Here is a 22,835-nt window from a genome sequence, read left to right as displayed (position 1 = left end):
GACGTTCGACCCGACTGGACGCCTGCGGGCAAGAGGGCTTACCTTGATGCCCTATTTCAATGCTGTCGTTAAGGACCCAGCCATGAGCCGCATTTTCGTTGACAACGCCCACTCCATCGGCAACACGCCGCTGGTGCAGATCAATCGCATTGCGCCGCGTGGTGTGACCATCCTGGCCAAGATCGAAGGGCGCAACCCCGGTTACTCGGTCAAGTGCCGGATCGGCGCAAACATGATCTGGGATGCCGAGAGCACTGGCAAACTCAAACCGGGCATGACCATCGTCGAACCCACCTCCGGCAATACCGGTATCGGCCTGGCGTTCGTGGCCGCCGCCCGTGGCTACAAACTGATGCTGACCATGCCGGCGTCCATGAGTATCGAACGCCGCAAGGTGCTCAAGGCACTGGGTGCCGAGCTGGTGTTGACCGAACCGGCCAAGGGCATGAAGGGCGCTATCGAAAAAGCCGGTGAAATTGTTGCCGGCGACCCGTCGCAGTACTTCATGCCGGCGCAGTTCGACAACCCGGCCAACCCGGCCATCCACGAAAAAACCACCGGCCCGGAAATCTGGAACGATACCGACGGTGCCGTCGACGTGCTGGTGGCAGGCGTCGGAACCGGTGGAACCATCACCGGGGTTTCACGGTATATCAAGAATACCCAGGGCAAACCGATTCTCTCGGTGGCGGTGGAGCCGGCGGTGTCACCGGTGATTACCCAGGCCCTGGCCGGTGAGGAAATCAAGCCCAGCCCGCACAAGATCCAGGGCATTGGTGCCGGTTTTGTGCCGAAGAACCTCGATTTGTCGATCGTCGACCGGGTAGAGCTGGTCAGTGACGAAGAATCCAAGGCCATGGCCTTGCGCTTGATGCAGGAAGAAGGAATCTTGTGCGGGATCTCCTGCGGCGCTGCCATGGCAGTGGCCGTGAGATTGGCGGAGACCCCGGAAATGCAGGGCAAGACCATCGTCGTGATCCTGCCGGATTCCGGTGAGCGTTATCTGTCGAGCATGTTGTTCAGTGATCTGTTTACCGAGCAGGAGAATCAGCAGTAAACGCTGAACATTGGCGGATCGTGGCTGTTGGCGGTTGATGATGGATTCGCATCAGCCGCCGTTCAGGTGCCGCATGTTAAGAAGTGCTTTGTTGCACATTCGTTAACATTGAATGTTGAAAAGTGCAGGTTTTTCACCGGTTCGGCAGTGTTTATCATGCCGCAAACCACGTCGGGCAATGGGCGTGGCGCAAAGTCGCTTATCTTCAAAGGAGTTGTTGATGACCTTTTCGTTTGCCGCGAAAGCCTCGTTGTTGTTTTTGTTTCTGGGCAGCACCCTGTATGTGCACTTGCGCGGTAAGGCGCGTCTGCCGGTTTTGCGCCAGTTCGTTAACCATTCGGCACTGTTCGCCCCCTATAACGCCTTGATGTACCTGTTTTCCGGTGTGCCTTCCAAACCGTATCTGGATCGCAGCAAGTTTCCCGAACTGGATGTGCTCAAGGACAACTGGGAAGTGATTCGCGACGAAGCGATGCACTTGTTCGACGAGGGGTATATCCGCGCGGCGGCAAAGAACAACGACGCCGGTTTTGGCTCGTTCTTCAAGAAGGGCTGGAAGCGTTTCTATCTCAAGTGGTACGACAAACCGCTGCCTTCTGCCGAAGTCCTGTGTCCGAGAACCGTGGCATTGGTCAGCAGCATTCCCAACGTCAAGGGCGCAATGTTTGCGCTGCTGCCGGGCGGCAGCCACCTCAACCCGCATCGCGATCCGTTTGGCGGCTCCCTGCGTTATCACCTGGGGCTGTCCACCCCCAATTCCGATGATTGCCGCATCTTTGTCGACGGTCAGGTTTACGCCTGGCGCGATGGCGAAGACGTGATGTTCGACGAGACCTACGTGCACTGGGTCAAGAATGAAACGCAAAAGACCCGGGTCATCCTGTTCTGCGATATCGAACGTCCGTTGAGCAATCGCTTCATGACCCGCATCAACCGCTGTATCAGCGCCTGGCTAGGTCGCGCCACCGCCCCTCAGAACCTGGAAGACGAACGTGTGGGCGGGATCAACAAGGCTTATGCGTGGAGCAAGAGCTCCAGCGATAGATTCAGTGGTGTGGTCAAGCAATGGAAGCGGCGCAATCCCAAGGCCTACCGTGTACTGCGCCCGGTGCTGGCGTTGGTGGTGCTGACGTTGCTGGGGTATTGGTTGTTTGGTTGAAGCCGGATACGGAATAAAAAAACGCTCGTTGTGAGTAATGCCGATCAGTTAAGCCGAGTCCACTGTGGCGAGGGAGCTTGCTCCCGCAGGGCAGCGAAGCGGCCCCAAAAAAATGGCCCTGCTGCGCAGTCCAGCGGGAGCAAGCTCCCTCGCCACAAGTTGATCAGCGCTGGTCGATCCCTTAACTGATCGGCATTACTCGTTGTGAGCGTTTTTTTTCGAGGAATACCGGGTACCCCCTTCAGATACTGACACTGTGCCGGCTGTCGTTACTGGCCTTTTGACCAACTCGTTGCAATCCATGTCGAACGCTGGTTATAGTCGGCGCACGGTGAGTTTCGGACTCACTTTTTATCCCTCGAGCAAAGATCAGCCCAATGCCTGCATCCCTCCTCAACGCGGTAGTCGATTCAGCGGTCAACGCTGGCGTCGTGTCGTGCGGGAATCAGCAGCCCGGGCAGATCAGTCATTACCCCCCACCTGTCAGTAGCACGCCGGTGTGCGCAGTCGTATCACCGCCAGGCGTCGGCATTTCGGGCTGATCAGCTGTCTTCCGCTGTTCCCCCGCCCGCCTGAAAAAACTACTGGATTTCAGCTTTTGCTGAGTTGGCTTTTTGCCTGACTACAGGTGGTATTCATGTTTGTCCTTTCGAAAAAATCCGCGCTCGCGGCGGCGTCCACGAGCCTGTTCGTGCTGCTGTGGAGCAGCGGGGCGATCTTCTCCAAATGGGGGCTGGCCCACGCGTCACCCTTCGCCTTCCTGATGTTTCGTTTCCTCATCGCGCTATGCGGGCTGGTGTTGCTGGTGCCGTTGTTCAAGCTGAAGTTGCCCAAGGGCGGCAAGCCGATGCTGTATGCGATGGCCACCGGCGTGGTGTTGTTGGGGGCTTATCAGATTTTCTATCTGTTGGCCCTCGACCTGAAAGTCACCCCCGGGGTGATGGCGACCATCATGGGCGTGCAGCCGATTCTCACGGTGGTGCTGATGGAGCGTCAGCGTTCCTGGAGCCGGATGTTCGGTCTGGTCCTGGGGCTGACCGGTTTGATCATGGTGGTCTATCAGGGCATCGGCCTGGCCGGAATGTCGCTGGCCGGAATGCTTTTCGGTCTGCTGGCGCTGGTGAGCATGACGTTCGGTTCGATCATGCAGAAGCGCATCACTGAAAATCCCCTCGGCACGCTGCCGGTGCAGTACCTCGCCGGGCTGCTGTTGTGCGGGATTTTCGTACCTTTCCAGCCGTTTCACTTCGAACACAGCAGCGGTTTCATCCTGCCGGTGCTGTGGATGGGGCTGGTGGTGTCGGTGCTGGCGACGCTGTTGCTGTACCGCTTGATCGCCCGGGGCAACCTGGTGAACGTCACCAGTCTGTTTTACCTGGTGCCGGCGGTGACGGCGGTGATGGACTATCTGGTCTTCGGCAATCGCCTGGCGCTGTTGAGCCTGTTCGGCATGCTGTTGATCATCGTCGGGCTGGTGTTTGTGTTCCGTAAATCGGCTTAAAACCGCAAAGGTCCGGAGCAATGCTCCGGGCCTTTTTCATTTGGCCAGCGCATGCTCGGCCCGTACCGAATTCATGAACGCCTGCATCGCCGACGATTGAATGCGATGACGCCGGGTGATCAACCCGTACGGTGGCAGCCGCGCCTCGAACTTGATCGGCAACACCGCCAGCAGATCCCGACCGGGGTAATCCTCGACCACCGACACCGGCGTGACGCCGAGCATGTCGGTCTGCTGAATCAACGACAGCAAGGTCATGATCGACGTGGTTTCGACGATGCTGCTCGGGATGTCGACCCGCGCGTTGTGGAACACCTGATTGATGATCGCGCGCATCGGGCTGGGCTGCTGTTGCAGTACCCAGGTCATGTTCTGCAATTCGGCCCAGCTCAACTGTGTGGCTTTGGCCAGTGGATTCTGTGCGCCGGAAATCACGCACAGCGCTTCCTCGCCAAGGCTGTCGAACAGCAACTCCTCTGCCCGGGCACCGGCGGGTATCCGCCCCAATACGATATCCAGCTGATCTTGCAACAACGCCTGCACCAGCACGTCGCTGGTGTCGACCTGAATGCTCATCGACAAGCGTGGATGGCTTTGTTTCAAGGTGGCGATGGTACGCGTCAGCAGCCCCGAAGCCAGTGCCGGAATGGCCCCGACCGCGACCCGGCCAAGGTTGCCGGATTCGAGGGCGACCAGCTCTTCACGCATGCCGCTGAGTTCGGCGAATACCATGCGTGCGTAATAAATGACTGTTTCCCCGAACGGGGTAGAGCGCATGCCCCGGGGCAGGCGTTCGAACAGCTCGACGCCCAACAGGTCTTCGGCCTCATGCAGCATCTTGGTCGCGGCCGGTTGGGTCATGCCGATGTGATCGGCGGCGCGACGCAACGAGCCGAACTCCTGCAACGCCAGCATCAGCCGCAGTTGGCGCAGGCGCAGTCGGCTGTGGATTACGTTGGCAGCAGGAATTCGGGTCATGGGCCGTGCTCGCAAAAAAGTCCTGCGGCAAGCCTGACAACAAATGCCAGGCGTTGCCAGCTTTGGCGTGTCACAGCACCGATTTTGCTTTGGCGACTTGGGGTTTGCGCAGGCCGATCAAGGTTTGCAGCGCTTTGGAAATCAACGGCCAGAACAGCATCAGCAGCGCCGCCGTGGTCAGGCTGCCCACCAACGGATTGGACCAGAAAATCCCCAGGTGCCCGTCGGAGAACAGCATCGACTGGCGGAACGCATCTTCTGCCTTGTCACCCAGCACCGCCGCCAACACCAGCGGCGCAATCGGGTAGCCGAGTTTCTTGAACAGATAACCCAGCGCACCGAAGCCCAGCATCAGCACCACGTCGAAGAACGAGTTGTGCACCGAGTAGGCACCGATGGCGCAGACCATGATGATGATCGGCGCGATGATCGAGAACGGGATGCGCAGGATCGAAGCGAACAGCGGCACGGTGGCCAGCACCACGATCAGACTCACCACGTTGCCCAGGTACATGCTGGCGATCAGGCCCCAGACAAAATCGTGTTGCTCGACGAACAGCGTCGGCCCTGGGTGCAAGCCCCAGATCATCAGGCCACCGAGCATCACCGCCGCAGTCGCCGAACCGGGAATGCCCAGGGTCAGCATCGGCAGCAGGGCACTGGTGCCGGCCGCATGGTCAGCGGTTTCCGGGGCGATCACCCCTTCGAGTTCGCCCTTGCCGAAGTTGTCGCGGTTTTTCGAGAAGCGCCGGGCCAGGCTGTAGCTCATGAACGATGCGGCAGTCGGTCCGCCAGGGGTGATGCCCATCCAGCAACCGACCAGGGTGCTGCGCACAATCGTCCACCAGTAACGCGGCAATTTGGCCCAGGTGCGCAGGATCACCATGGGCGTGATCCGCGCATGCTCGCCGCGGAACACCAGTCCCTCTTCCACGGTGCAGAGGATTTCGCCGATGCCGAACAGGCCGATCACCGCCACTTCAAAGCTGATGCCGGTCATCAGGATCGGCTGGTCGAAGGTCAGGCGCAGGTTGCCGGACACGGTGTCCATGCCGACGGCGGCCATGGCGAAACCGATCATCATCGCCACCACGGTTTTCAGCGGCGGGTTCTTGCTCATGCCGATGAAGGTGCAGAACGCCAACAGGTACACCGCGAAGAACTCCGGCGAACTGAACGACATGGCGAACGCGGCAATTTTGGTCGACAGGAACGTCAGCAACAACACCCCGGCCAACGCACCCAGCAACGCCGAACTGAACGCGGCGGTCAGGGCTTCGGCGGCGCGGCCTTCGCGGGCCATGGGATAACCGTCGAAGGTAGTCGCCACCGATGAGGGCTCACCGGGGATGTTGAACAGGATCGAGGTGATCGAGCCGCCGAACAGCGCGCCCCAGTACATGCATGACAGCAGGATGATCGCCGACACCGGCGACATGGTGAACGTCAGCGGCAACAGTAACGCCACGCCATTGGGGGCACCGAGACCGGGCAGTACGCCGACCAGAATGCCCAGCAGCACGCCGATCACCATCAGGCCGATATGGCCCGGCGTGAGGATCAGGTTCATGCCTTGCAGCAGGGAATCGAACTCGCTCATTTGAAATGTCTCCCGGCCAGGGCAATCCAGTCGCCCATTGGGCCGGCATCCAGCGGCACTTTGAACCACAGCGCGAAAATCAGGTAACTGGCCAGCACCGCGCCCAGGGACACGCTACCGATCATCCATTTGCCGTAAGGCTGGGCGCGGACCTTGTCACGCCACATGAACCAGGCAATGAAGCAGGCCGAAGCGACGTAGATGCCGGTGAACGGCATTGCACCGACGAATAGCGCGATGGGCACGAACACCGACAGCACTTGCCTGAACGCACTGCGGCTGACGAATGAAATGCCCAGGGCTTGCCAGCGCACCAGGGTCAACACGCCGTTGGCCACACTGGCGGCGCTCAACATCAGGCCGATGTAGAAGGGAAAGTAACCCGGCTCGGGGCCGGCATCACCCCAGCCGATACCCTGTTCGACACTGCCGTACATCACCACCGCGCCGATCAGCGTGGTGAAGAGTGTCAGGCCGAGTTCGACCCAGCGTGTACCGACCAGCGCTGGTGAATCCGAAGAATGGGACATGAAAGCACCTCCAGAGGTGACGGCCGTACGCAGGGCGGGCGGCCGTGAGCAACTCAGTTTTTCAGCCAGCCGGCCTCTTTGAACACCGGCGTGACGCGGGCGGTGTCTTTTTCGATGTAGGCGGTCAGCGGCTCGCCCTCGAGGAAGGTCGGCACCAGGGCGTTTTGCTTCACGTAAGCCTTGAACTCATCGGTCTGGGTGACTTTGCGCATCAACTCGACATAGAACGCGCGCTGCTCGGCGGTGACGTCGCCAGGCATGAACACGGTGCGCGGGAAACGGTACTGATCGATGCCCAGGCCTTGTTCGTGACAGGTCGGGACGTCGGCCCAGGATTTGTCGCCGGCGACTTTATCGGTATAGCCCATGCGCTCCTTGCTGAACACGCAGAGCGGCTCGACTTGATCGCCACGCCATTGGCTGATGCTCTCGCTTGGATTGTTGACGTTGGCGGCGATGTGCTTGCCGGCCAGTTGCGTCGCGGCTTCGCTACCGCTCTTGAACGGGATGTACACCAGTTTGCTGTTGTTGGTCTGGTTCAGCAGCAGGGTCAGGGTCTGGTCGACGTCCTTGGACTGGCTGCCGCCCATGCGCAGGTTCGACGGGTCGGCCTTGACCGCTTCGTAGAAGCTTTTCGCATCTTTCCACGGCGCACCCTTGTAGCTCCAGAGAATGAAGTCATCCTCGGCCACGGCGGCAATCGGGGTCAGTTCCTGCCATTCGTAGCCGAGCTTGGACACCAGGGGCAACAGGTAGATGTTGTTGGTGCCGATCACCAGTTTGTCGGCATCGCCCTTGCTCATTTTCAGGTCGAGAAAAGCTTCGGCGCCGTTGCCACCGCCCTTGTTGAGGACGATGGTGTTCACGTCGAGCAGCTTGTGCGTGGTGATGATCGACTGGATCAGGCGACCGAGCTGGTCGGTACCGCCACCGGGACCGCCGGCTACGACGATTTCGACGTTCTTGTCCGGTTGCCAGGCGGCGTTGGCGAGAGCGGGAAGGGTACCGGCGGCGATCAGTGCGCAACCAAGAAACAGACGGGATGTACGACGGACGAATGCATTTCGCATGATGGAAGAGCCTCGTATTCATGTTCTTGTAATTGTTATGAGCGGCTTTTTTGCGCGGTAAAGCCGCAAGCCTGGCCCGAGTGTGTGAAGGTGCGGGCACGGCGTCTAGTCAAAACAATACATACACCGATAGCCTGGGGTTATAGCTCGGCAAACTACTGACTACTGACTACTGACTGCTGTAGGAGCGAGCTTGCTCGCGATGGACTCAAGGGCACCGCGTTAATTCAGGAAGCACGTGTTTTCGTTGAAGACCATCGCGAGCAGGCTCGCTCCTACAGAAAAGAATGCGTGGCAACGTTGAAAGGTCGTTGAAAGCAGGGCATGACATAACCCGAGGCTATCGCCTGATTTCAAGTTTTGATTAGACGGTTATCAGCGAGCCTTCGATAGTGCTCACAAATGTCGCCAGGAAGCGGCGCTGCAGTCTCCACAAAAATAATAAAAGAGGTACGCACCATGGCTCGTTCCAGTGCATCCCTGAACCTGGCCGGCGCGGATATCCAGCCCCAGGCCGCGGCACCCGCGCAGAGCTGCGCCGTCAAGGCCAGCAGCGTGCGCTGGCGGATCTTCGCGATCATCTTCGCGCTGACCATGGTCAACCTGATCGACCGGGTGTCGCTGTCCATTGCAATGCCGACCATCGCCCATGAGTTTTCCCTGTCGCCGAGCTTGCAAGGGCTGATCCTCAGCAGCTTTTTCTGGGCCTACGCACTGTTGCAGATTCCCGGCGGCTGGCTGATCGACCGCTTCGGCCCGCATCGGGTCATCAGTTGGTCCACCGGGTTGTGGGGCACGTTTCAGGTGCTGGCGGCGTTTGCTACCGGCGGCCTGTCGTTGTTGTTTGCCCGGGTTGCACTGGGCGCCGCCGAAGCACCGCTGTTCCCGTCGGGCGGCAAGCTGATTTCCCTGTGGCTGGCCCCCAGCGAACGCAGTCGCGGCGCGGTATTGATGGACAGCGGCAGCCCGTTGGGCGTGGCCCTAGGCGGGTTGATCATTGCCTGGCTGATTGCCTCGCTGGACTCCTGGCGCCTGGCCTTCGTGATCGCCGGTATCGCCACTCTGGTGCTGGCCTGGCTGGCGCGGCGTTATCTGCGCGATGACCCGGCCGGTCACCCGCAAGTCAATGCGGCGGAGCTTGAGAAAATCAACGCCGGCCGCGCCACGCCCGCCGCCGAAGCGGCCCGGGCGCCGGTCAAGGGGCTGGGTATTGCGCCGCGCTCGCTCAGCGGTTTGCTGATCGGCAGGGCGAGTTGGGCGATGGTGTATTTCGGCTTGCTGACCTGGGGTCCGAGTTACCTGGCCCAGGCCCGGGGTTTCGATATCAAGGGGATTGGTGCGGCGACCTTCGTGATTTTTGTCTGCGGTGCACTCGGTTCGTTGACCGGTGGTTTCCTCTGTGATGGCTTGATTCGCAAAGGCGTGAGTCGCGGGGTGGCGGTCAAGAGCCTGCTGGCGTTTTCCGGGCTGGTGGCCCTCGGCGCATTCCTGTTGCTGCCGACCTTGAGCAATCCTTTTGCGGCGGTGGCGCTGTTGGCCATGACCGCGTTCTTCCTGATGTGGGGCAGCCTCTACTGGAGCTTCCCGGCGCTGCTGGCGGCGCCGGCGCGGGTCGGTTTGATCGGCGGCGTGATGAACATGGCCGGTAGCTCCGGCGGCATCGCGGTACCGATCCTGGTGGGCGTGATCCTGCAGGCAACCGGTGGTTTTGCCCCGGTGCTCGGGTTCTTCGCGGCGTGCTCGGCAGTCTTCGTGCTGGCGACCTTGTTCATCAGCCTGGATGAGGTGCGCCATGACTAATGCGTTGTGGAATGGCCCGATCATCGACGCCCATCATCACTTCTGGGACCCGACCGTCAACGACCACCCATGGCTTGCCCCCGAGGCCAACATACCCTTTCGCTACGGAGACTACAGCGCGATCAAGCGCCGCTATTTTCCCGAGGATTACTTCGCCGACGCAGGTTCGCATAACGTCGTGCAAACGGTGTACGTCGAGACCGAGTGGAACCCCCAGGACCCGATTGGCGAGACCCGTTTCATCGAGCAACTGGCGGCCCGCTACGGCGTACCCAATGCGGTCGTGGCGCAAGCCTGGCTCGATCATCCGGACGCTATCGATGTGCTCACCGAGCAGGCGCGTTTCAAGCATGTGCGCAGCGTGCGCCACAAACCCGGTGGCCCGATCGCGCCGGCGCAGGTGGGGCACATGCGCAGCCTGATGAGTGACGAACACTGGCGCCGCAGTTACGCCGCGCTTGAAGGGCTGGGGCTGCATTTCGACTTGCAGACACCCTGGTGGAACCTGCACGAGGCCGAACGCCTGGCCCGGGATTTTCCCGGCATCACGCTGATTCTCAACCACGCCGGTTTGCCCAATGACCGCAGTGCCGAAGGCCTGGCGGGCTGGCGTCTGGCGATGGCGCGGCTGGCGCAGTGGCCGAACGTGCAGGTGAAGATTTCCGGCCTGGGGCAGGGCGGCCAGCGCTGGCGCGCCAAGGACAACGCCTGGATCGTGCGCGAGGTGATCGCCATGTTCGGCAGCCATCGGGCGATGTTCGCCAGCAACTTCCCCGTGGACAGCCTGTGCGGCTCGTTCGACGACATCTACAGCGGTTTCAAATCCATCGTCGCCGATCTGCCGACAGCCGATCAGGAACGACTTTTCTACAGCAACGCGCAGCGGGTCTATCGCTGCGAACCTTGCGCCAATGAGCGGGCGCAGCCTGAACCCTTGAGGAGTGAAGCATGAGCAAATCCACCATCGCGATGGTCCTGGGGGACCCGGCGGGCATCGGCCCTGAGCTGATTGCGCGCCTGTTGGGCGAGCCTGAAGTGAGTGCCCAGGCCAATGTGATCCTGATTGCCGACGAAGCGGAAATGCGTCGCGGCATGCGCATTGCCGGGATGGAATTTCCCTATCGTCGCGTCGAGTCCCTGGAGCAGCTGGCATTCGTCGATGACACGCCGCTGTTCTATGACTTTCGCGGTGACACCCTCGGTGAATTTCCGCGGAGCGAGGCCAGCGTCATCGGTGGCCGCTACAGCCTCGACACCCTGGAAAAAGCCCTGCGCCTGACCGAAGCGGGCATCACCGACGCCGTGTTGTTCGGGCCATTGAACAAGACTTCACTGCACATGGCCGGCATGGCCCACAGCGATGAGCTGCACTGGTTCGCCGAACTGCTGGATTTCCATGGACCGTTCTGCGAATTCAACGTGCTCGACAATCTCTGGACTTCGCGGGTGACCTCCCATGTGGCCCTGGCCGATGTACCGGGCCTGCTCAGTCAGCAACGGGTGGTGGAAGCGATTCAATTGATCGACACCGCGCTCAAGCGCAACGGGCTGGAAAAGCCGCGCATCGGCGTCTGCGGGCTGAACCCGCATAACGGTGATAACGGTTCGTTCGGTCGCGAGGAACTGGACATCATCGGCCCGGCGGTGCGTTCGGCGCAGGCACTGGGGATCGCGGCGGACGGGCCATATCCGGCCGACACGATCTTCCTCAAGGTCCAGGGCGATGCCAGTGCCTTCGACGCGGTGGTGACCATGTACCACGACCAGGGGCAGATCGCGATCAAGTTGATGGGCTTCTCCCGTGGCGTCACGGTGCAGGGCGGCCTGCCGATCCCGATCACCACCCCGGCCCATGGCACCGCGTTCGACATCGCGGGGCAGGGCAAGGCCAACGTCGGCGCGATCCGCCAGGCGTTCGAGATTGCGTGCCGGATGGGTGGCAACAGTTACTGATTGCTGAAAGATCAAAAGATCGCAGCCTTCGGCAGCTCCTACAGGGGATCGCATTCCTCTGTAGGAGCTGCCGAAGGCTGCGATCTTTTTTTGTTTCACCCTGATAACCCGATATGCCCACTAATCAGTTTTTGCTATCACCCCAGGTTATCGCCGGATACGCATAAGTGATTATCCGCAGCCCTTGGCCGCTGGCTAAAGTCGCTCCATCGAATGCGCAAGACCGCCACCCGAGCGGCATTGCGCAGCGACTCACAATGACAAGAAGCCGGCAGCGCAAGGAAACCGTATTCATGAAAATCAAAGCAATCCGTACCCGCGTTTTCGAGTGGAAAGGCAAGGTCGTGCCACCTCAGGCGCACTTCTGCACCAACGCCAGCGACATCCTGTTCGAGCGCGGCGACGCCATGGGCTCGTTCCGCTTCCACGGCTGGCTGGTGGTGGAAGTCGAGACCGACACCGGCCTCGTCGGCATCGGTAACTGTGCCCTGGCGCCGCGTGTGGCCAAGGAAATCATCGACACCTACCTGGCGCCGATCGCCATTGGCGAAGACCCGTTCGACAACGAATACATCTGGCAGAAAATGTACCGCCAGAGCCACGCCTGGGGCCGCAAGGGCATCGGCATGGCGGCGATCTCGGCCATCGACATCGCGATCTGGGACATCATGGGCAAAGCGGTGAACAAGCCCGTGTTCAAGCTGCTGGGCGGGCGCACCAAGGAAAAGATCTGGACCTACGCGTCCAAGCTCTACGCCAACGACAACCTCGACCTGTTCCTCGAAGAAGCACAGGGCTACCTGAGCCAGGGGTTCACCGCGCTGAAGATGCGCTTCGGTTACGGCCCGAAGGACGGTCCGGCGGGCATGCGCCGCAACATCGAACAAGTGCGCGCCCTGCGTGAGCTGGCCGGTCCCGACGTCGACATCATGCTCGAATGCTACATGGGCTGGACCCTCGAGTATGCCCGGCGCATGTTGCCGAAACTGGCCGAGTTCGAGCCGCGCTGGCTCGAAGAACCGGTGATCGCCGACGACATCGAAGGCTACATCGAGCTGAAGAAGATGGGGATCATGCCGATCTCCGGCGGCGAACATGAATTCACTTCCTACGGCTTCAAGGACCTGTTGGAACGCCGCGCCGTCGACGTGATCCAGTACGACACCAACCGCGTCGGCGGCATCACCGCCGCGCGCAAGATCAACGCCATGGCCGAGGCCTGGTCGGTGCCGGTGATCCCCCATGCCGGGCAGATGCACAACTACCACCTGACCATGTCCACCACGGCTTCGCCGATGGCCGAGTTCTTCCCGGTGTTCGACGTCGAAGTCGGCAACGAACTCTTCTACTACGTGTTCAAGGGCGAGCCGCAACCGGTCAACGGCTACATCCAGCTGGATGACAACAAGCCGGGCCTGGGCCTGGAAATCTCCGATGAGTACCTGAGCGATTTCAACATCATCGAGTGACCGTCCGGCGCCGCTTTCTCGCGGCGCCCACCACGACTTTTCGGAGGGCCGACATGCGCCTGATTCAGTTTGAAAACACCGATGGGCAACGCCAGGTTGGCGTGGTTGAGGGCGCTCGGGTCCAGGTGCTGCGCGATACCCGCAGTACCCGTGAACTGGCCCTGGCCGCCATCCGTGCCCAGTGCAGCCTGCAAGAAGAAATCGCCCGGCGCGGCAGCGAACCCGGTCCGGATTATGCGCAGCTGTTGCAGCAGCACAAGGTCCTGCCGCCGCTGGACCATGAAGACCCGGCCCATTGCCTGATCAGCGGCACCGGCCTGACCCATCTGGGCAGCGCCGCGACGCGGGACAAAATGCACCAGCACGACGGTGAAGTCGAAGCCGGCATGACCGACACCATGCGCATGTTCAAGTGGGGGTTGGAGGGCGGTAAACCGGCGGCGGAGCAGGTCGGCGCGCAACCGGAGTGGTTCTACAAGGGCGACGGCAGCATCGTCGTGCGTCCCGGTGCGGATTTCCCGGTGCCGCCGTTTGCCGAGGACGCCGGTGAGGAGCCGGAACTGACCGGCCTGTATGTGATCGGCGACGACGGCCAGCCGTACCGTGTCGGGTATGCACTGGGTAACGAGTTCTCCGACCACGTCATGGAGCGGCGCAACTACCTGTATCTCGCTCATTCGAAACTGCGTTGCTGCTCCTTTGGCCCGGAGCTGCGCGTCGGTGAATTGCCCAGGCATCTGGTCGGCACCAGCCGCATCACGCGCAACGGCCAGACGATCTGGGAAAAAGAGTTTCTCAGCGGCGAAGACAACATGTGCCACAGCCTGGCCAATCTCGAATTTCATCACTTCAAGTACGCGCAGTTTTTGCGTCCCGGTGATGTTCACGTGCACTACTTCGGTACCGCCACGCTGTCGTTTGCCGACGGTGTGAAGACCCAGCCGGGGGATAGCTTCCAGATCAGTCTCGATGAGTTCGGTGCGCCTTTGGTCAACGGCATCGGCGAGAGCGCCCAGCCACTGGCAATCGGTCAGGTACGCACACTTTGACCCCTGCAGGTCTGCAATCGATCAAGGAATCCACATGAGCCTGTTTCCTGGACACAACTACATCGGCGGTCGCCGCAGCGCCAACGGCACGTTGCAGCTGCAAAGCCTCGACGCCACCACCGGCGAGCCCTTGCCCGGAACTTTCTTCCAGGCCAGTGAAGCCGAAGTGGATGCCGCTGCCAAAGCGGCGGCTGCGGCTTACCCGACCTACCGCCACCTGAGTGCGGAAAAGCGCGCGCGGTTTCTCGACGCCATCGCCGATGAAATCGACGGGTTGGGCGATGAGTTTGTCGCCACCGTGTGTCGCGAGACGGCGTTGCCGGCCGGGCGTATCCAAGGTGAGCGTGGCCGCACCAGCGGCCAGTTGCGCCTGTTTGCCAAGGTGCTGCGTCGCGGAGACTTCTATGGTGCGCGCATCGACCGCGCCCTGCCGGACCGGCAACCGCTGCCGCGTCCGGATCTGCGTCAGTACCGCATCGCCCTGGGGCCGGTGGCGGTGTTCGGCGCCAGCAACTTCCCGCTGGCCTTTTCCACCGCCGGTGGCGATACCGCCTCGGCACTGGCCGCCGGTTGCCCGGTGGTGTTCAAGGCCCACAGCGGGCACATGGCGACCGCACAATGGGTGGCTGACGCGATCATCCGTGCCGCGGAAAAAACCGAGATGCCGGCCGGTGTGTTCAACATGATCTACGGCGGTGGTGTCGGCGAATGGCTGGTCAAGCATCCGGCGATTCAGGCGGTGGGCTTCACCGGTTCACTCAAGGGCGGCAATGCCCTGAGCCACATGGCTGCAAACCGGCCGCAACCGATCCCGGTGTTCGCCGAGATGTCGAGCATCAATCCGGTGTTCCTGCTGCCGCAAGCCCTCGCGGTGCGCGGTGAGCAGATCGCGGCGCAATTGGCAGGTTCGGTGACCCTGGGCTGTGGTCAGTTCTGCACCAATCCCGGGCTGGTCATTGGTGTGCGCTCGCCGCAGTTCAGTGCTTTTCTTGAGGTTTTTTGCGCCCACATGAACCAGCAGCCGGCGCAAACCATGCTCAATGCCGGCGCGCTGGCCAGCTACAACCGGGGCCTTGGCGAACTGCACGAACATCCGGGCCTGAGCCATCTGGCGGGCCGGCCGCAACAGGGCAATCAGGCGCAGCCACAGGTGTTCAAGGCCGATGCCAGCCTGTTGCTCAAGGGCGATGAGGTGCTGCAGGAGGAAGTGTTCGGGCCGACCACCATCGTCATCGAGGTCGAGGATCGGGCGCAGTTGGCGGCAGCATTGCAGGGCTTGCGCGGGCAATTGACCGCGACCTTGATTGGCGAAGCCGACGAACTGCTGGAGTACCGCTGGCTGGCGGAACTGTTGCAAGAGAAGGTCGGGCGGATCCTGCTCAACGGCTATCCGACCGGGGTCGAAGTCTGCGAGTCGATGGTGCATGGCGGGCCGTATCCGGCGACCTCCGACTCGCGGGGCACTTCGGTCGGCACCCTGGCGATCGATCGCTTCCTGCGGCCGGTGTGCTTCCAGAATTATCCGGACGCGCTGCTGCCCGAGGCGTTGCAGAACGGCAATCCGCTGGGGATTCGGCGGTTGGTGGATGGGGAGGTGAGTGATTCAGCCTTGTAGTGCCTGATCTGCCGCTTTCGCGAGCAGGCTCGCTCCCACAAGGGATCTTCGGTGAACACATGATTTGTGAACCCCCGGATCAAATGTGGGAGCGAGCCTGCTCGCGAAGGCGTCATCCACCACGCAACAATTCTACCGCTCAGCCACCAAACCCGGCTTCACCGCAGCCGGTTTCAACACCAACCACAACGCCAACGCAATCAACAGCCCACCATAGATATGCGCCATCGACAGCGGCTCATCGAGAAACAGCGCCCCCCACAACACGCCAAACAGCGGGATCAGGAAGGTCGTGGTCATCGATTTCACCGGACCGATCGAGCTCAGCAGCCGGAAGTAAATAATGTAGGCAAACGCCGTGCAGCCTAGCCCCAAGCCCAGCAACGACAGCCACACGCTCCAGCCGCCCCAGCTCGCCGGTGGCTGGCTGATCACGCTGTAGCCGAACAGCGGCAACAGGAACAAGGTCGCGCCAAGCATGCTGCCCAGTGCCGACAAACGGCTATCGAGACCGCCGGCCTGATCGAGCCAGCGGCGGGCGAGGAATCCGGCAAATCCGTAGCACGTGGTGGCGAGCAGGCAGGCGACGGCCCCCATCAGCAGTGACATGTCGAACGCCACCGGACCGGCACGGGTCAGCACACCCACGCCGAACAATCCCAGGAACACGCCGCCGAGCTTGGCGCCCGTCAGCCTTTCATGGAAAAACAGGCCGCCGATCAGCACGCCCATCAAGGGAGTCGTGGCATTGAAAATCGACGAATAACCGGCAGGCAGCACCTGCGCGGCGACGGAGTACAGGGTCGCCGGGATGCCGGAGTTGATCACCCCGAGCAGCATCACGGTCTTGAGTTTGCCCTTGAAGTCCCAGCTGATGCGCATCAGGCCAAGAATCACCAGCAACCCGACGGCGGCAATCGACACGCGGAAAAACGCGGTGGGCAGGGAGCCGATCACCGGGGCGATGATGCGCATGAACAGAAAACTCGCACCCCAAATAGCCGCCAGGGACAGTAAACGGAAAATATCGATGGGGTTCACAGCGCGGTCCTTCCTTGAGGGAGGGGCGAAAGTGTTGCTGAGTGTGTGATCGATGGCAACCGAAAACCGGGCATTGAACTCTTCAGGGCGTCGATGACGCGGCGCCTGGAAAATTACGCTTCTCCTGCACCCGGTTCACTGGCTAAGCTCAAGCCTCCCGAATTCCCGCAGAGGTCTCACCATGCCGCAGCAATGGCCAGCCGCCGACATCGCCCGTTTGATCCTCGATGGCTTTGACGATTACCGCGAGCATTTCCGGCAGATCACCGACGGTGCCCGGGCCCGCTTCGAACAGGCCCGGTGGCAAGAGACGCAATCGGCGTCGGCGGCGCGGATCAATCTGTACGAAGATAAAGTCAGTGAAACGGTGGAGCGACTGCGCACCGCGTTTGATGCCGACACCCTGGACGTCAGCTGCTGGCCACTGGTGAAAAGTGCCTACATCAGCCTGATCGACCTGCGCTTCGACGATGAATTGTCCGAGACCTGGTACAACTCGATCTTCTGCGGGCTGTTCAGTCATGACCTGATCAGCGACGGCTGCATGTTCATCCACACCACCCGGCCGAGCCTGCGCCGTGCCCGGGCCGCGCAAACCCGCACCTACAAGCCGCAAGGCCAATTGTCGGCGATGCTTGCCAGCATCTTCGCCGACTACCGCTTCAGCGAGGATTACGCCGACCTGTCCGGTGACCTGAAACGCCTCGAAGCGCAACTGCGCGAGAACCTGCCTGACTGGGTGTGCAAGGACCCGGAGCTGAGCGTCGAGCTGTTTTCTTCAGTGCTGTACCGCAATAAAGGTGCGTACCTGGTGGGGCGCATCTACACCGCCGACGAGCAATGGCCGCTGGCAATTCCCTTGCTGCACCTGGAAGGTCGCGGCATCCAGATCGATGCGCTGATCACCGACGAAGCGGACGTGTCGATCATTTTCTCCTTCACCCGCTCGTATTTCATGGTGGATGTGCCGGTGCCGGCGGAGTTCATCGGCTTCCTGCGGCGTATCCTGCCGGGCAAGCACATCGCCGAGCTGTACACCTCGATCGGCTTCTACAAGCACGGCAAGTCGGAGTTCTACCGGGCGCTGATCAATCACCTGGCCAACACCGACGACCAGTTCATCATGGCCCCCGGTGTGCGCGGCATGGTCATGAGCGTGTTCACCCTGCCGGGGTTCAACACCGTGTTCAAAATCATCAAGGACCGTTTCTCGCCGTCGAAAAACGTCGACCGCGCCACGGTGATCGAAAAGTACCGCCTGGTGAAAAGCGTCGACCGCGTCGGGCGCATGGCCGATACCCAGGAGTTCGCCGACTTCCGTTTCCCGCTGAGCAAGTTCGACCCGGCGTGCCTGGAGGAACTGCTGGACGTTGCGCCCTCCACGGTGTCGGTGGAAGGCGACACGGTGCTGATCCGTCACTGCTGGACCGAACGGCGCATGACCCCGCTGAACCTGTACCTGGAAAACGCCAACGAAGCGCAGGTGCGCGAAGCCCTGGAAGATTACGGCCTGGCGATCAAGCAACTGGCGGCGGCCAACATCTTTCCCGGTGACATGCTGCTGAAGAACTTCGGCGTCACCCGTCACGGCCGGGTGGTGTTCTACGACTACGACGAAATCTGCTTTCTCACCGAGGCCAACTTCCGCCACATTCCACAACCGCGCACGCCGGAAGACGAGATGGCGTCCGAACCCTGGTATTCGATCGGGCCGCTGGATGTGTTCCCGGAAGAGTTTCCGCCGTTCCTGTTTGCCGATTCGGGGCAGCGCCGGTTGTTCGATCAGTTGCATGGCGAGTTGTACAACGCCGATTACTGGAAGAGCCTGCAGGAGGCGATTCGGGCGGGGAAGGTGATTGATGTGTTTCCGTATCGGCGCAAGGGCCTCGATAACGAGTAGTTCTCTGCGATTGCATTGCAATCGATCGCGAGCAAGCTCGCTCCCACATTTGACCGTGGCGTGCCCCGATTTTGTGGTCGCTATAGATCCCATGTGGGAGCGAGCTTGCTCGCGATCGGCCGCGCAGCGGTCGTAAAATCTGCGACAATCGCCACCCTGCGCCACTAGACGACTGAATTGCGTACCTGATGACCGACGAATCGCCCTCCATCGACAAACTGCTGAAAAACCTCGATCACGCCATGCTCGCCGACCGCCACCGGCTGCGGCGGCAGTTGCTTGAGCTGCGCAAGAAACCCGACGAGGCCAAGCTGGGCCAGTGGGTGGCGCGCATGCAGGCGTCCTGTGAGCAGGTGCTGGCGCGTCGCGCCAGCCTGCCGGTGATTCGTTACGACGACAGTTTGCCGATTGCCGCCAAGCGCGACGAAATCAAGAAGGCCCTGGAAAAGCACCAGGTGCTGATCATCGCCGGTGAGACCGGCTCGGGTAAAACCACCCAGTTGCCGAAGATCTGCCTGGAAATCGGTCGCGGCCAGCATGGCTTGATCGGTCACACCCAACCACGGCGGATCGCGGCGCGCAGCGTGGCCAGCCGGGTCGCCGAAGAGCTTGGCACGCCGTTGGGCGCCCTGGTCGGCTATCAGGTGCGCTTCGAGGACCAGAGCGATTCCAATACCCTGATCAAATTGATGACCGACGGCATCCTGCTGGCGGAAACCCAGAACGACCGCTATCTGGAACGCTACGACACGATCATCGTCGACGAAGCCCACGAACGCAGCCTCAACATCGACTTCCTGCTCGGTTACCTGAAAACCCTGCTGCCGCGCCGCCCGGACCTGAAGGTCATCATCACCTCGGCGACCATCGACCTGGAGCGTTTCTCCAAACACTTCGACGATGCGCCGATTGTCGAGGTGTCCGGCCGTACCTTCCCGGTGGACACCTGGTATCGCCCGCTGACGCTTGAGCAGGACGAAGAGGGTAACCGCGTCGAGGACGACCTGACGGTGGATCAGGCAATCCTCGCCACCCTCGACGAAATTGCCGCCTACGAGCGCAGTGAGCGCCGCAGTCCCGGTGACGTGCTGGTGTTCCTGCCCGGTGAGCGCGAGATTCGCGACGCCGCCGACATGCTGCGCAAGGCCCAGCTCAAGCACACCGAAATCCTGCCGTTGTACGCGCGCCTGTCGCCGGCCGAGCAGCAGCGGATTTTCCAGTCGCACCCGGGGCGACGCGTGGTGCTGGCGACCAACGTCGCGGAAACCTCCCTGACCGTGCCGGGCATCCGCTACGTGATCGACAGCGGCACCGCGCGCATCAGCCGCTACAGCTACCGGGCCAAGGTCCAGCGCCTGCCGATCGAAGCCGTTTCCCAGGCCAGCGCCAACCAGCGCAAGGGCCGTTGCGGACGGGTCGAGCCGGGCATTTGCGTGCGCCTGTACAGTGAAGAAGATTTCCTCGGTCGCCCGGAATTTACCGATCCGGAAATCCTGCGGACCAACCTCGCGGCGGTCATTTTGCAGATGTTGCACCTGCGCCTTGGCGAGGTCAGCGCGTTCCCGTTCATCGAGCCGCCGGATGGCAAGGCCATCAGTGACGGTTACAACCTGCTGCAGGAACTCTCGGCGGTGGATCGCAACAGCCAGTTGACCCCGCTCGGGCGCCAATTGGCGCGGCTGCCGGTGGACCCGCGCATGGGTCGTATGTTGCTGGAAGCGGCGAAGCTCGGCAGCTTGCAGGAAGTGCTGATCGTCGCCAGCGCCATGTCGATCCAGGACCCGCGCGAACGACCGCCGGAGCGTCAGCAAGCGGCGGATCAGGCCCACGCCCAGTGGAAAGACGCCGACTCGGACTTCGCCGGTCTGGTCAACCTGTGGCGCGGATTCGAAGAGCAACGCCAGGCGCTGACCGCCAACCCGCTGCGCAACTGGTGCCGCAAGAACTTCCTGAATTACCTGCGCCTGCGCGAATGGCGCGACTCCCATCGCCAGTTGAGCCTGATCTGCCGCGACATGCAGTTGAGCCTCAATAAAGAGCCGGCGGATTACCCGAAACTGCACAAAGCGGTGCTGGTGGGGTTGCTCAGCCAGATCGGCCAGAAAACCGAAGAGGGCGATTACCTCGGCGCGCGTCAGCGGCGGTTCTGGATTCACCCGTCGTCGGGCATCGGCAAGAAGCGTCCGCAGTGGCTGATGACCGCCGAACTGGTGGAAACCACCAAGCTCTACGCGCGCATGGTGGCGAAGATCGACGCCGACTGGATCGAACCGCTCGCCGGGCACCTGATCAAGAAAAACCACTTCGAACCCCATTGGGAGAAGAAGCGCGGCCAGGTGGTTGCGTTCGAGCAGATCACCCTGTTCGGGTTGATCGTGGTCGGCCGGCGGCCGGTGCATTACGGCCCGGTGGATCCGGTGGTGTCTCGTGAACTGTTCATCCGCGAAGCGCTGGTGCGCGGCGAGATTCAGTCCAAGGCCAAGTGCCTGACGGCCAACAAACAGTTGCTGGAACAACTCGACGAACTGGAAGCCAAGGCCCGCCGTCGTGACATCCTGGCTGATGAAGAAACCCTGTACGCCTTCTACGACGCGCGCCTGCCAGCGGAGATTCATCAGACCGCGACCTTCGACAGCTGGTACCGGATCAACAGTCAGAAAGATCCGCAGCTGCTCATCATGCGCGAAGAAGACGTGCTGGCCCGTGAAGCCAGCGAGGTCACCGCACAGCATTACCCGGATACGCTGCACATCGGCGATCTGGAGTTGGCCCTCAGCTACCACTTCGAACCGAACCATCCACGGGACGGCGTGACCCTGCGCGTGCCGGCACCGCTGTTGCCGATGCTGCCACCGGAGCGCCTGGACTGGCTGGTGCCGGGTGTCATCGAAGCCAAGTGCATTGCCCTGGTGCGCAACCTGCCCAAGGCCCTGCGCAAGAATTTCGTGCCGGTGCCGGACTTCGTCAAGGCTGCCTTGCAGCGCATGACCTTTGCCGAGGGCTCGCTGCCCCAGGCCCTGGGTCGCGAGTTGCTGCGCATGACCGGTGCGCGGGTCAGCGATGAAGCTTGGGCCGAGGCGGCACAGCAGGTCGAAAGCCATCTGCGGATGAACCTGGAAATCGTCGACGGGCAGGGCAAGTTCCTCGGTGAAGGGCGTGATCTGGCCGAGTTGACGGCGCGTTTCGCCGAGGCCAGCCAGGCCGCCTTGGCGGTGCCGCAAACCGCGAAGAGCCAACAGCCGGTGGAGCCGAAAGTCTTCGCCGCCGTGGCCGAGAAAACCCAGCAGAAGATCGCCGGGCTGTCGATGACGGTCTACCCGGCGCTGGTGGAAGAGGGCGGCACAGTCAAGGAGGGGCGTTTCTCGACGCCGGCCGAGGCCGAGTTCCAGCATCGCCGTGCCCTGCAACGCTTGTTGATGCAGCAACTGGCCGAGTCGGCAAAATTCCTGCGCGGCAAGTTGCCGGGCCTGACCGAACTGGGCCTGCTGTACCGCGACATGGGGCGTGTCGATGCGCTGGTGGAAGACATTCTGCTGGCCAGCCTCGACAGCTGCATTCTCGAAGGTGAAGACCCGCTGCCACGCGATGGCGCCGGATTGGCGTCCCTGGCCGAACGCAAGCGTGGCGCCTGGACCGAGCACGCCGAGCGTGTGGCGAAGCTGACCCTGGAAATCCTCAAGCTCTGGCATGGTCTGCAAAAACGCTTCAAGGGCAAGATCGACCTGGCGCAGGCCGTGGCCCTGAACGACATCAAGCAGCAGCTCAGCCACCTGGTCTATCCGGGGTTTGTCCGGGAAACACCGATGCAGTGGCTCAAGGAATTGCCGCGTTACCTCAAGGCCATCGAACAGCGTTTCGAAAAAATCGCTGCCCAGGTGCAGCGCGACCGGGTCTGGAGCGGCGAATTGAGCGGCCTGTGGACGCAATACCAGACCCGCGCCAATAAACACGCCCAGGAAGGCAAGCGCGATCCGCAGCTGGAGTTGTATCGCTGGTGGCTGGAGGAATACCGGGTTTCGCTGTTTGCGCAGCAACTGGGAACCAAGGTGCCGATCTCCGACAAGCGCCTGAACAAGCAGTGGAGCCAGGTCGAACCCTAGACCTGAGACCACT

At 61.6% G+C, this 22,835-nt stretch carries 16 protein-coding genes; 11 read left to right on the top strand and 5 right to left on the bottom strand.

Features of this window, described 5'->3' with window-relative positions:
- Nucleotides 1-82 precede the first annotated feature (82 nt).
- From cysK to AC07YV_RS02305, 3 genes are all read left to right on the top strand, one after another.
- Nucleotides 83-1,057, top strand: coding sequence for a cysteine synthase A (gene cysK / locus AC07YV_RS02315; RefSeq protein ID WP_102698964.1), 975 nt, complete (start codon nt 83-85; stop codon nt 1,055-1,057).
- 220 nt (nt 1,058-1,277) lie between these two features.
- A complete protein-coding gene (locus AC07YV_RS02310; RefSeq protein WP_102698963.1) occupies nt 1,278-2,216 on the top strand; it encodes an aspartyl/asparaginyl beta-hydroxylase domain-containing protein in 939 nt (312 codons plus the stop codon).
- 637 nt (nt 2,217-2,853) lie between these two features.
- Nucleotides 2,854-3,717: a DMT family transporter gene (locus AC07YV_RS02305; RefSeq protein ID WP_102698962.1), complete on the top strand. Its 864-nt coding sequence runs from the start codon at nt 2,854-2,856 to the stop codon at nt 3,715-3,717.
- 36 nt (nt 3,718-3,753) lie between these two features.
- Here the strand turns inward: AC07YV_RS02305 and AC07YV_RS02300 are convergent, their stop codons facing one another.
- The 4 genes from AC07YV_RS02300 to AC07YV_RS02285 all read right to left on the bottom strand — a co-directional run bounded on the left by AC07YV_RS02300 (nt 3,754) and on the right by AC07YV_RS02285 (nt 7,895).
- Nucleotides 3,754-4,695 (bottom strand): LysR family transcriptional regulator, encoded by a 942-nt coding sequence (locus AC07YV_RS02300; RefSeq protein ID WP_102698961.1) that lies wholly within the window; start codon nt 4,693-4,695, stop codon nt 3,754-3,756.
- 70 nt (nt 4,696-4,765) lie between these two features.
- Nucleotides 4,766-6,295 (bottom strand): tripartite tricarboxylate transporter permease, encoded by a 1,530-nt coding sequence (locus AC07YV_RS02295; protein ID WP_102698960.1) that lies wholly within the window; start codon nt 6,293-6,295, stop codon nt 4,766-4,768.
- On the bottom strand, nt 6,292-6,825 hold the full coding sequence (locus AC07YV_RS02290; protein WP_102698959.1) for a tripartite tricarboxylate transporter TctB family protein: 534 nt from the start codon (nt 6,823-6,825) through the stop codon (nt 6,292-6,294). Before AC07YV_RS02290 ends, AC07YV_RS02295 begins: the two co-directional genes overlap by 4 nt.
- Before the next feature lie 53 nt (nt 6,826-6,878).
- Entirely contained in the window at nt 6,879-7,895 is a 1,017-nt protein-coding gene (locus AC07YV_RS02285) for a Bug family tripartite tricarboxylate transporter substrate binding protein (RefSeq protein ID WP_007972451.1), read from the bottom strand.
- 459 nt (nt 7,896-8,354) lie between these two features.
- Between AC07YV_RS02285 and AC07YV_RS02280 the strand changes: the two genes are divergently transcribed.
- The 6 genes from AC07YV_RS02280 (at nt 8,355) to AC07YV_RS02255 (ending at nt 15,781) form a co-directional block, all read left to right on the top strand.
- Nucleotides 8,355-9,695 carry an MFS transporter gene (locus AC07YV_RS02280; protein WP_102698958.1) on the top strand — a complete coding sequence of 447 codons (1,341 nt, stop codon included), beginning with the start codon at nt 8,355-8,357 and terminating at the stop codon, nt 9,693-9,695.
- Complete coding sequence (locus AC07YV_RS02275; RefSeq protein WP_102698957.1) at nt 9,688-10,647, top strand: amidohydrolase family protein; 960 nt, start codon at nt 9,688-9,690, stop codon at nt 10,645-10,647. Before AC07YV_RS02280 ends, AC07YV_RS02275 begins: the two co-directional genes overlap by 8 nt.
- Nucleotides 10,644-11,648, top strand: coding sequence for a 4-hydroxythreonine-4-phosphate dehydrogenase PdxA (locus tag AC07YV_RS02270; protein WP_102698956.1), 1,005 nt, complete (start codon nt 10,644-10,646; stop codon nt 11,646-11,648). The genes AC07YV_RS02275 and AC07YV_RS02270 overlap by 4 nt, the downstream gene beginning before the upstream one ends.
- Nucleotides 11,649-11,941: 293 nt before the next feature.
- The gene (locus tag AC07YV_RS02265; protein WP_015096352.1) at nt 11,942-13,117 is read left to right on the top strand and encodes an L-rhamnonate dehydratase; all 1,176 of its coding nucleotides are present in this window, start codon (nt 11,942-11,944) and stop codon (nt 13,115-13,117) included.
- A 53-nt stretch (nt 13,118-13,170) separates the two neighbouring features.
- Complete coding sequence (araD1, locus tag AC07YV_RS02260) at nt 13,171-14,166, top strand: AraD1 family protein (protein WP_102698955.1); 996 nt, start codon at nt 13,171-13,173, stop codon at nt 14,164-14,166.
- 34 nt (nt 14,167-14,200) lie between these two features.
- Nucleotides 14,201-15,781, top strand: coding sequence for an aldehyde dehydrogenase (NADP(+)) (locus AC07YV_RS02255; RefSeq protein ID WP_102698954.1), 1,581 nt, complete (start codon nt 14,201-14,203; stop codon nt 15,779-15,781).
- Between the two features lie 132 nt (nt 15,782-15,913).
- Here the strand turns inward: AC07YV_RS02255 and AC07YV_RS02250 are convergent, their stop codons facing one another.
- Nucleotides 15,914-16,822: a DMT family transporter gene (locus AC07YV_RS02250; protein ID WP_102698953.1), complete on the bottom strand. Its 909-nt coding sequence runs from the start codon at nt 16,820-16,822 to the stop codon at nt 15,914-15,916.
- A 181-nt stretch (nt 16,823-17,003) separates the two neighbouring features.
- On the opposite strand from AC07YV_RS02250, the gene aceK reads away from it, so the two are divergent.
- Together aceK and hrpA are read left to right on the top strand one after the other, a co-directional pair.
- A complete protein-coding gene (aceK, locus tag AC07YV_RS02245) occupies nt 17,004-18,722 on the top strand; it encodes a bifunctional isocitrate dehydrogenase kinase/phosphatase (RefSeq protein ID WP_102698952.1) in 1,719 nt (572 codons plus the stop codon).
- A gap of 188 nt (nt 18,723-18,910) precedes the next feature.
- Nucleotides 18,911-22,822, top strand: a complete 3,912-nt coding sequence (gene hrpA, locus AC07YV_RS02240) for an ATP-dependent RNA helicase HrpA (protein ID WP_102698951.1) — start codon at nt 18,911-18,913, stop codon at nt 22,820-22,822.
- Nucleotides 22,823-22,835 lie beyond the last annotated feature (13 nt).

The sequence above is a fragment of the Pseudomonas sp. GW456-E7 genome (assembly GCF_059424105.1).
This window is presented reverse-complemented; position numbering and strand designations above follow the sequence as displayed.

What these genes read in the sequence shown, in the direction of transcription:
- cysK (WP_102698964.1), top strand. Translation starts at nt 83, where the DNA reads ATGAGCCGCATTTTCGTTGACAACGCCCACTCCATCGGCAACACGCCG.
- AC07YV_RS02310 (WP_102698963.1), top strand. Translation starts at nt 1,278, where the DNA reads ATGACCTTTTCGTTTGCCGCGAAAGCCTCGTTGTTGTTTTTGTTTCTG.
- AC07YV_RS02305 (WP_102698962.1), top strand. Translation starts at nt 2,854, where the DNA reads ATGTTTGTCCTTTCGAAAAAATCCGCGCTCGCGGCGGCGTCCACGAGC.
- AC07YV_RS02300 (WP_102698961.1), bottom strand. Translation starts at nt 4,695, where the DNA reads ATGACCCGAATTCCTGCTGCCAACGTAATCCACAGCCGACTGCGCCTG.
- AC07YV_RS02295 (WP_102698960.1), bottom strand. Translation starts at nt 6,295, where the DNA reads ATGAGCGAGTTCGATTCCCTGCTGCAAGGCATGAACCTGATCCTCACG.
- AC07YV_RS02290 (WP_102698959.1), bottom strand. Translation starts at nt 6,825, where the DNA reads ATGTCCCATTCTTCGGATTCACCAGCGCTGGTCGGTACACGCTGGGTC.
- AC07YV_RS02285 (WP_007972451.1), bottom strand. Translation starts at nt 7,895, where the DNA reads ATGCGAAATGCATTCGTCCGTCGTACATCCCGTCTGTTTCTTGGTTGC.
- AC07YV_RS02280 (WP_102698958.1), top strand. Translation starts at nt 8,355, where the DNA reads ATGGCTCGTTCCAGTGCATCCCTGAACCTGGCCGGCGCGGATATCCAG.
- AC07YV_RS02275 (WP_102698957.1), top strand. Translation starts at nt 9,688, where the DNA reads ATGACTAATGCGTTGTGGAATGGCCCGATCATCGACGCCCATCATCAC.
- AC07YV_RS02270 (WP_102698956.1), top strand. Translation starts at nt 10,644, where the DNA reads ATGAGCAAATCCACCATCGCGATGGTCCTGGGGGACCCGGCGGGCATC.
- AC07YV_RS02265 (WP_015096352.1), top strand. Translation starts at nt 11,942, where the DNA reads ATGAAAATCAAAGCAATCCGTACCCGCGTTTTCGAGTGGAAAGGCAAG.
- araD1 (WP_102698955.1), top strand. Translation starts at nt 13,171, where the DNA reads ATGCGCCTGATTCAGTTTGAAAACACCGATGGGCAACGCCAGGTTGGC.
- AC07YV_RS02255 (WP_102698954.1), top strand. Translation starts at nt 14,201, where the DNA reads ATGAGCCTGTTTCCTGGACACAACTACATCGGCGGTCGCCGCAGCGCC.
- aceK (WP_102698952.1), top strand. Translation starts at nt 17,004, where the DNA reads ATGCCGCAGCAATGGCCAGCCGCCGACATCGCCCGTTTGATCCTCGAT.
- hrpA (WP_102698951.1), top strand. Translation starts at nt 18,911, where the DNA reads ATGACCGACGAATCGCCCTCCATCGACAAACTGCTGAAAAACCTCGAT.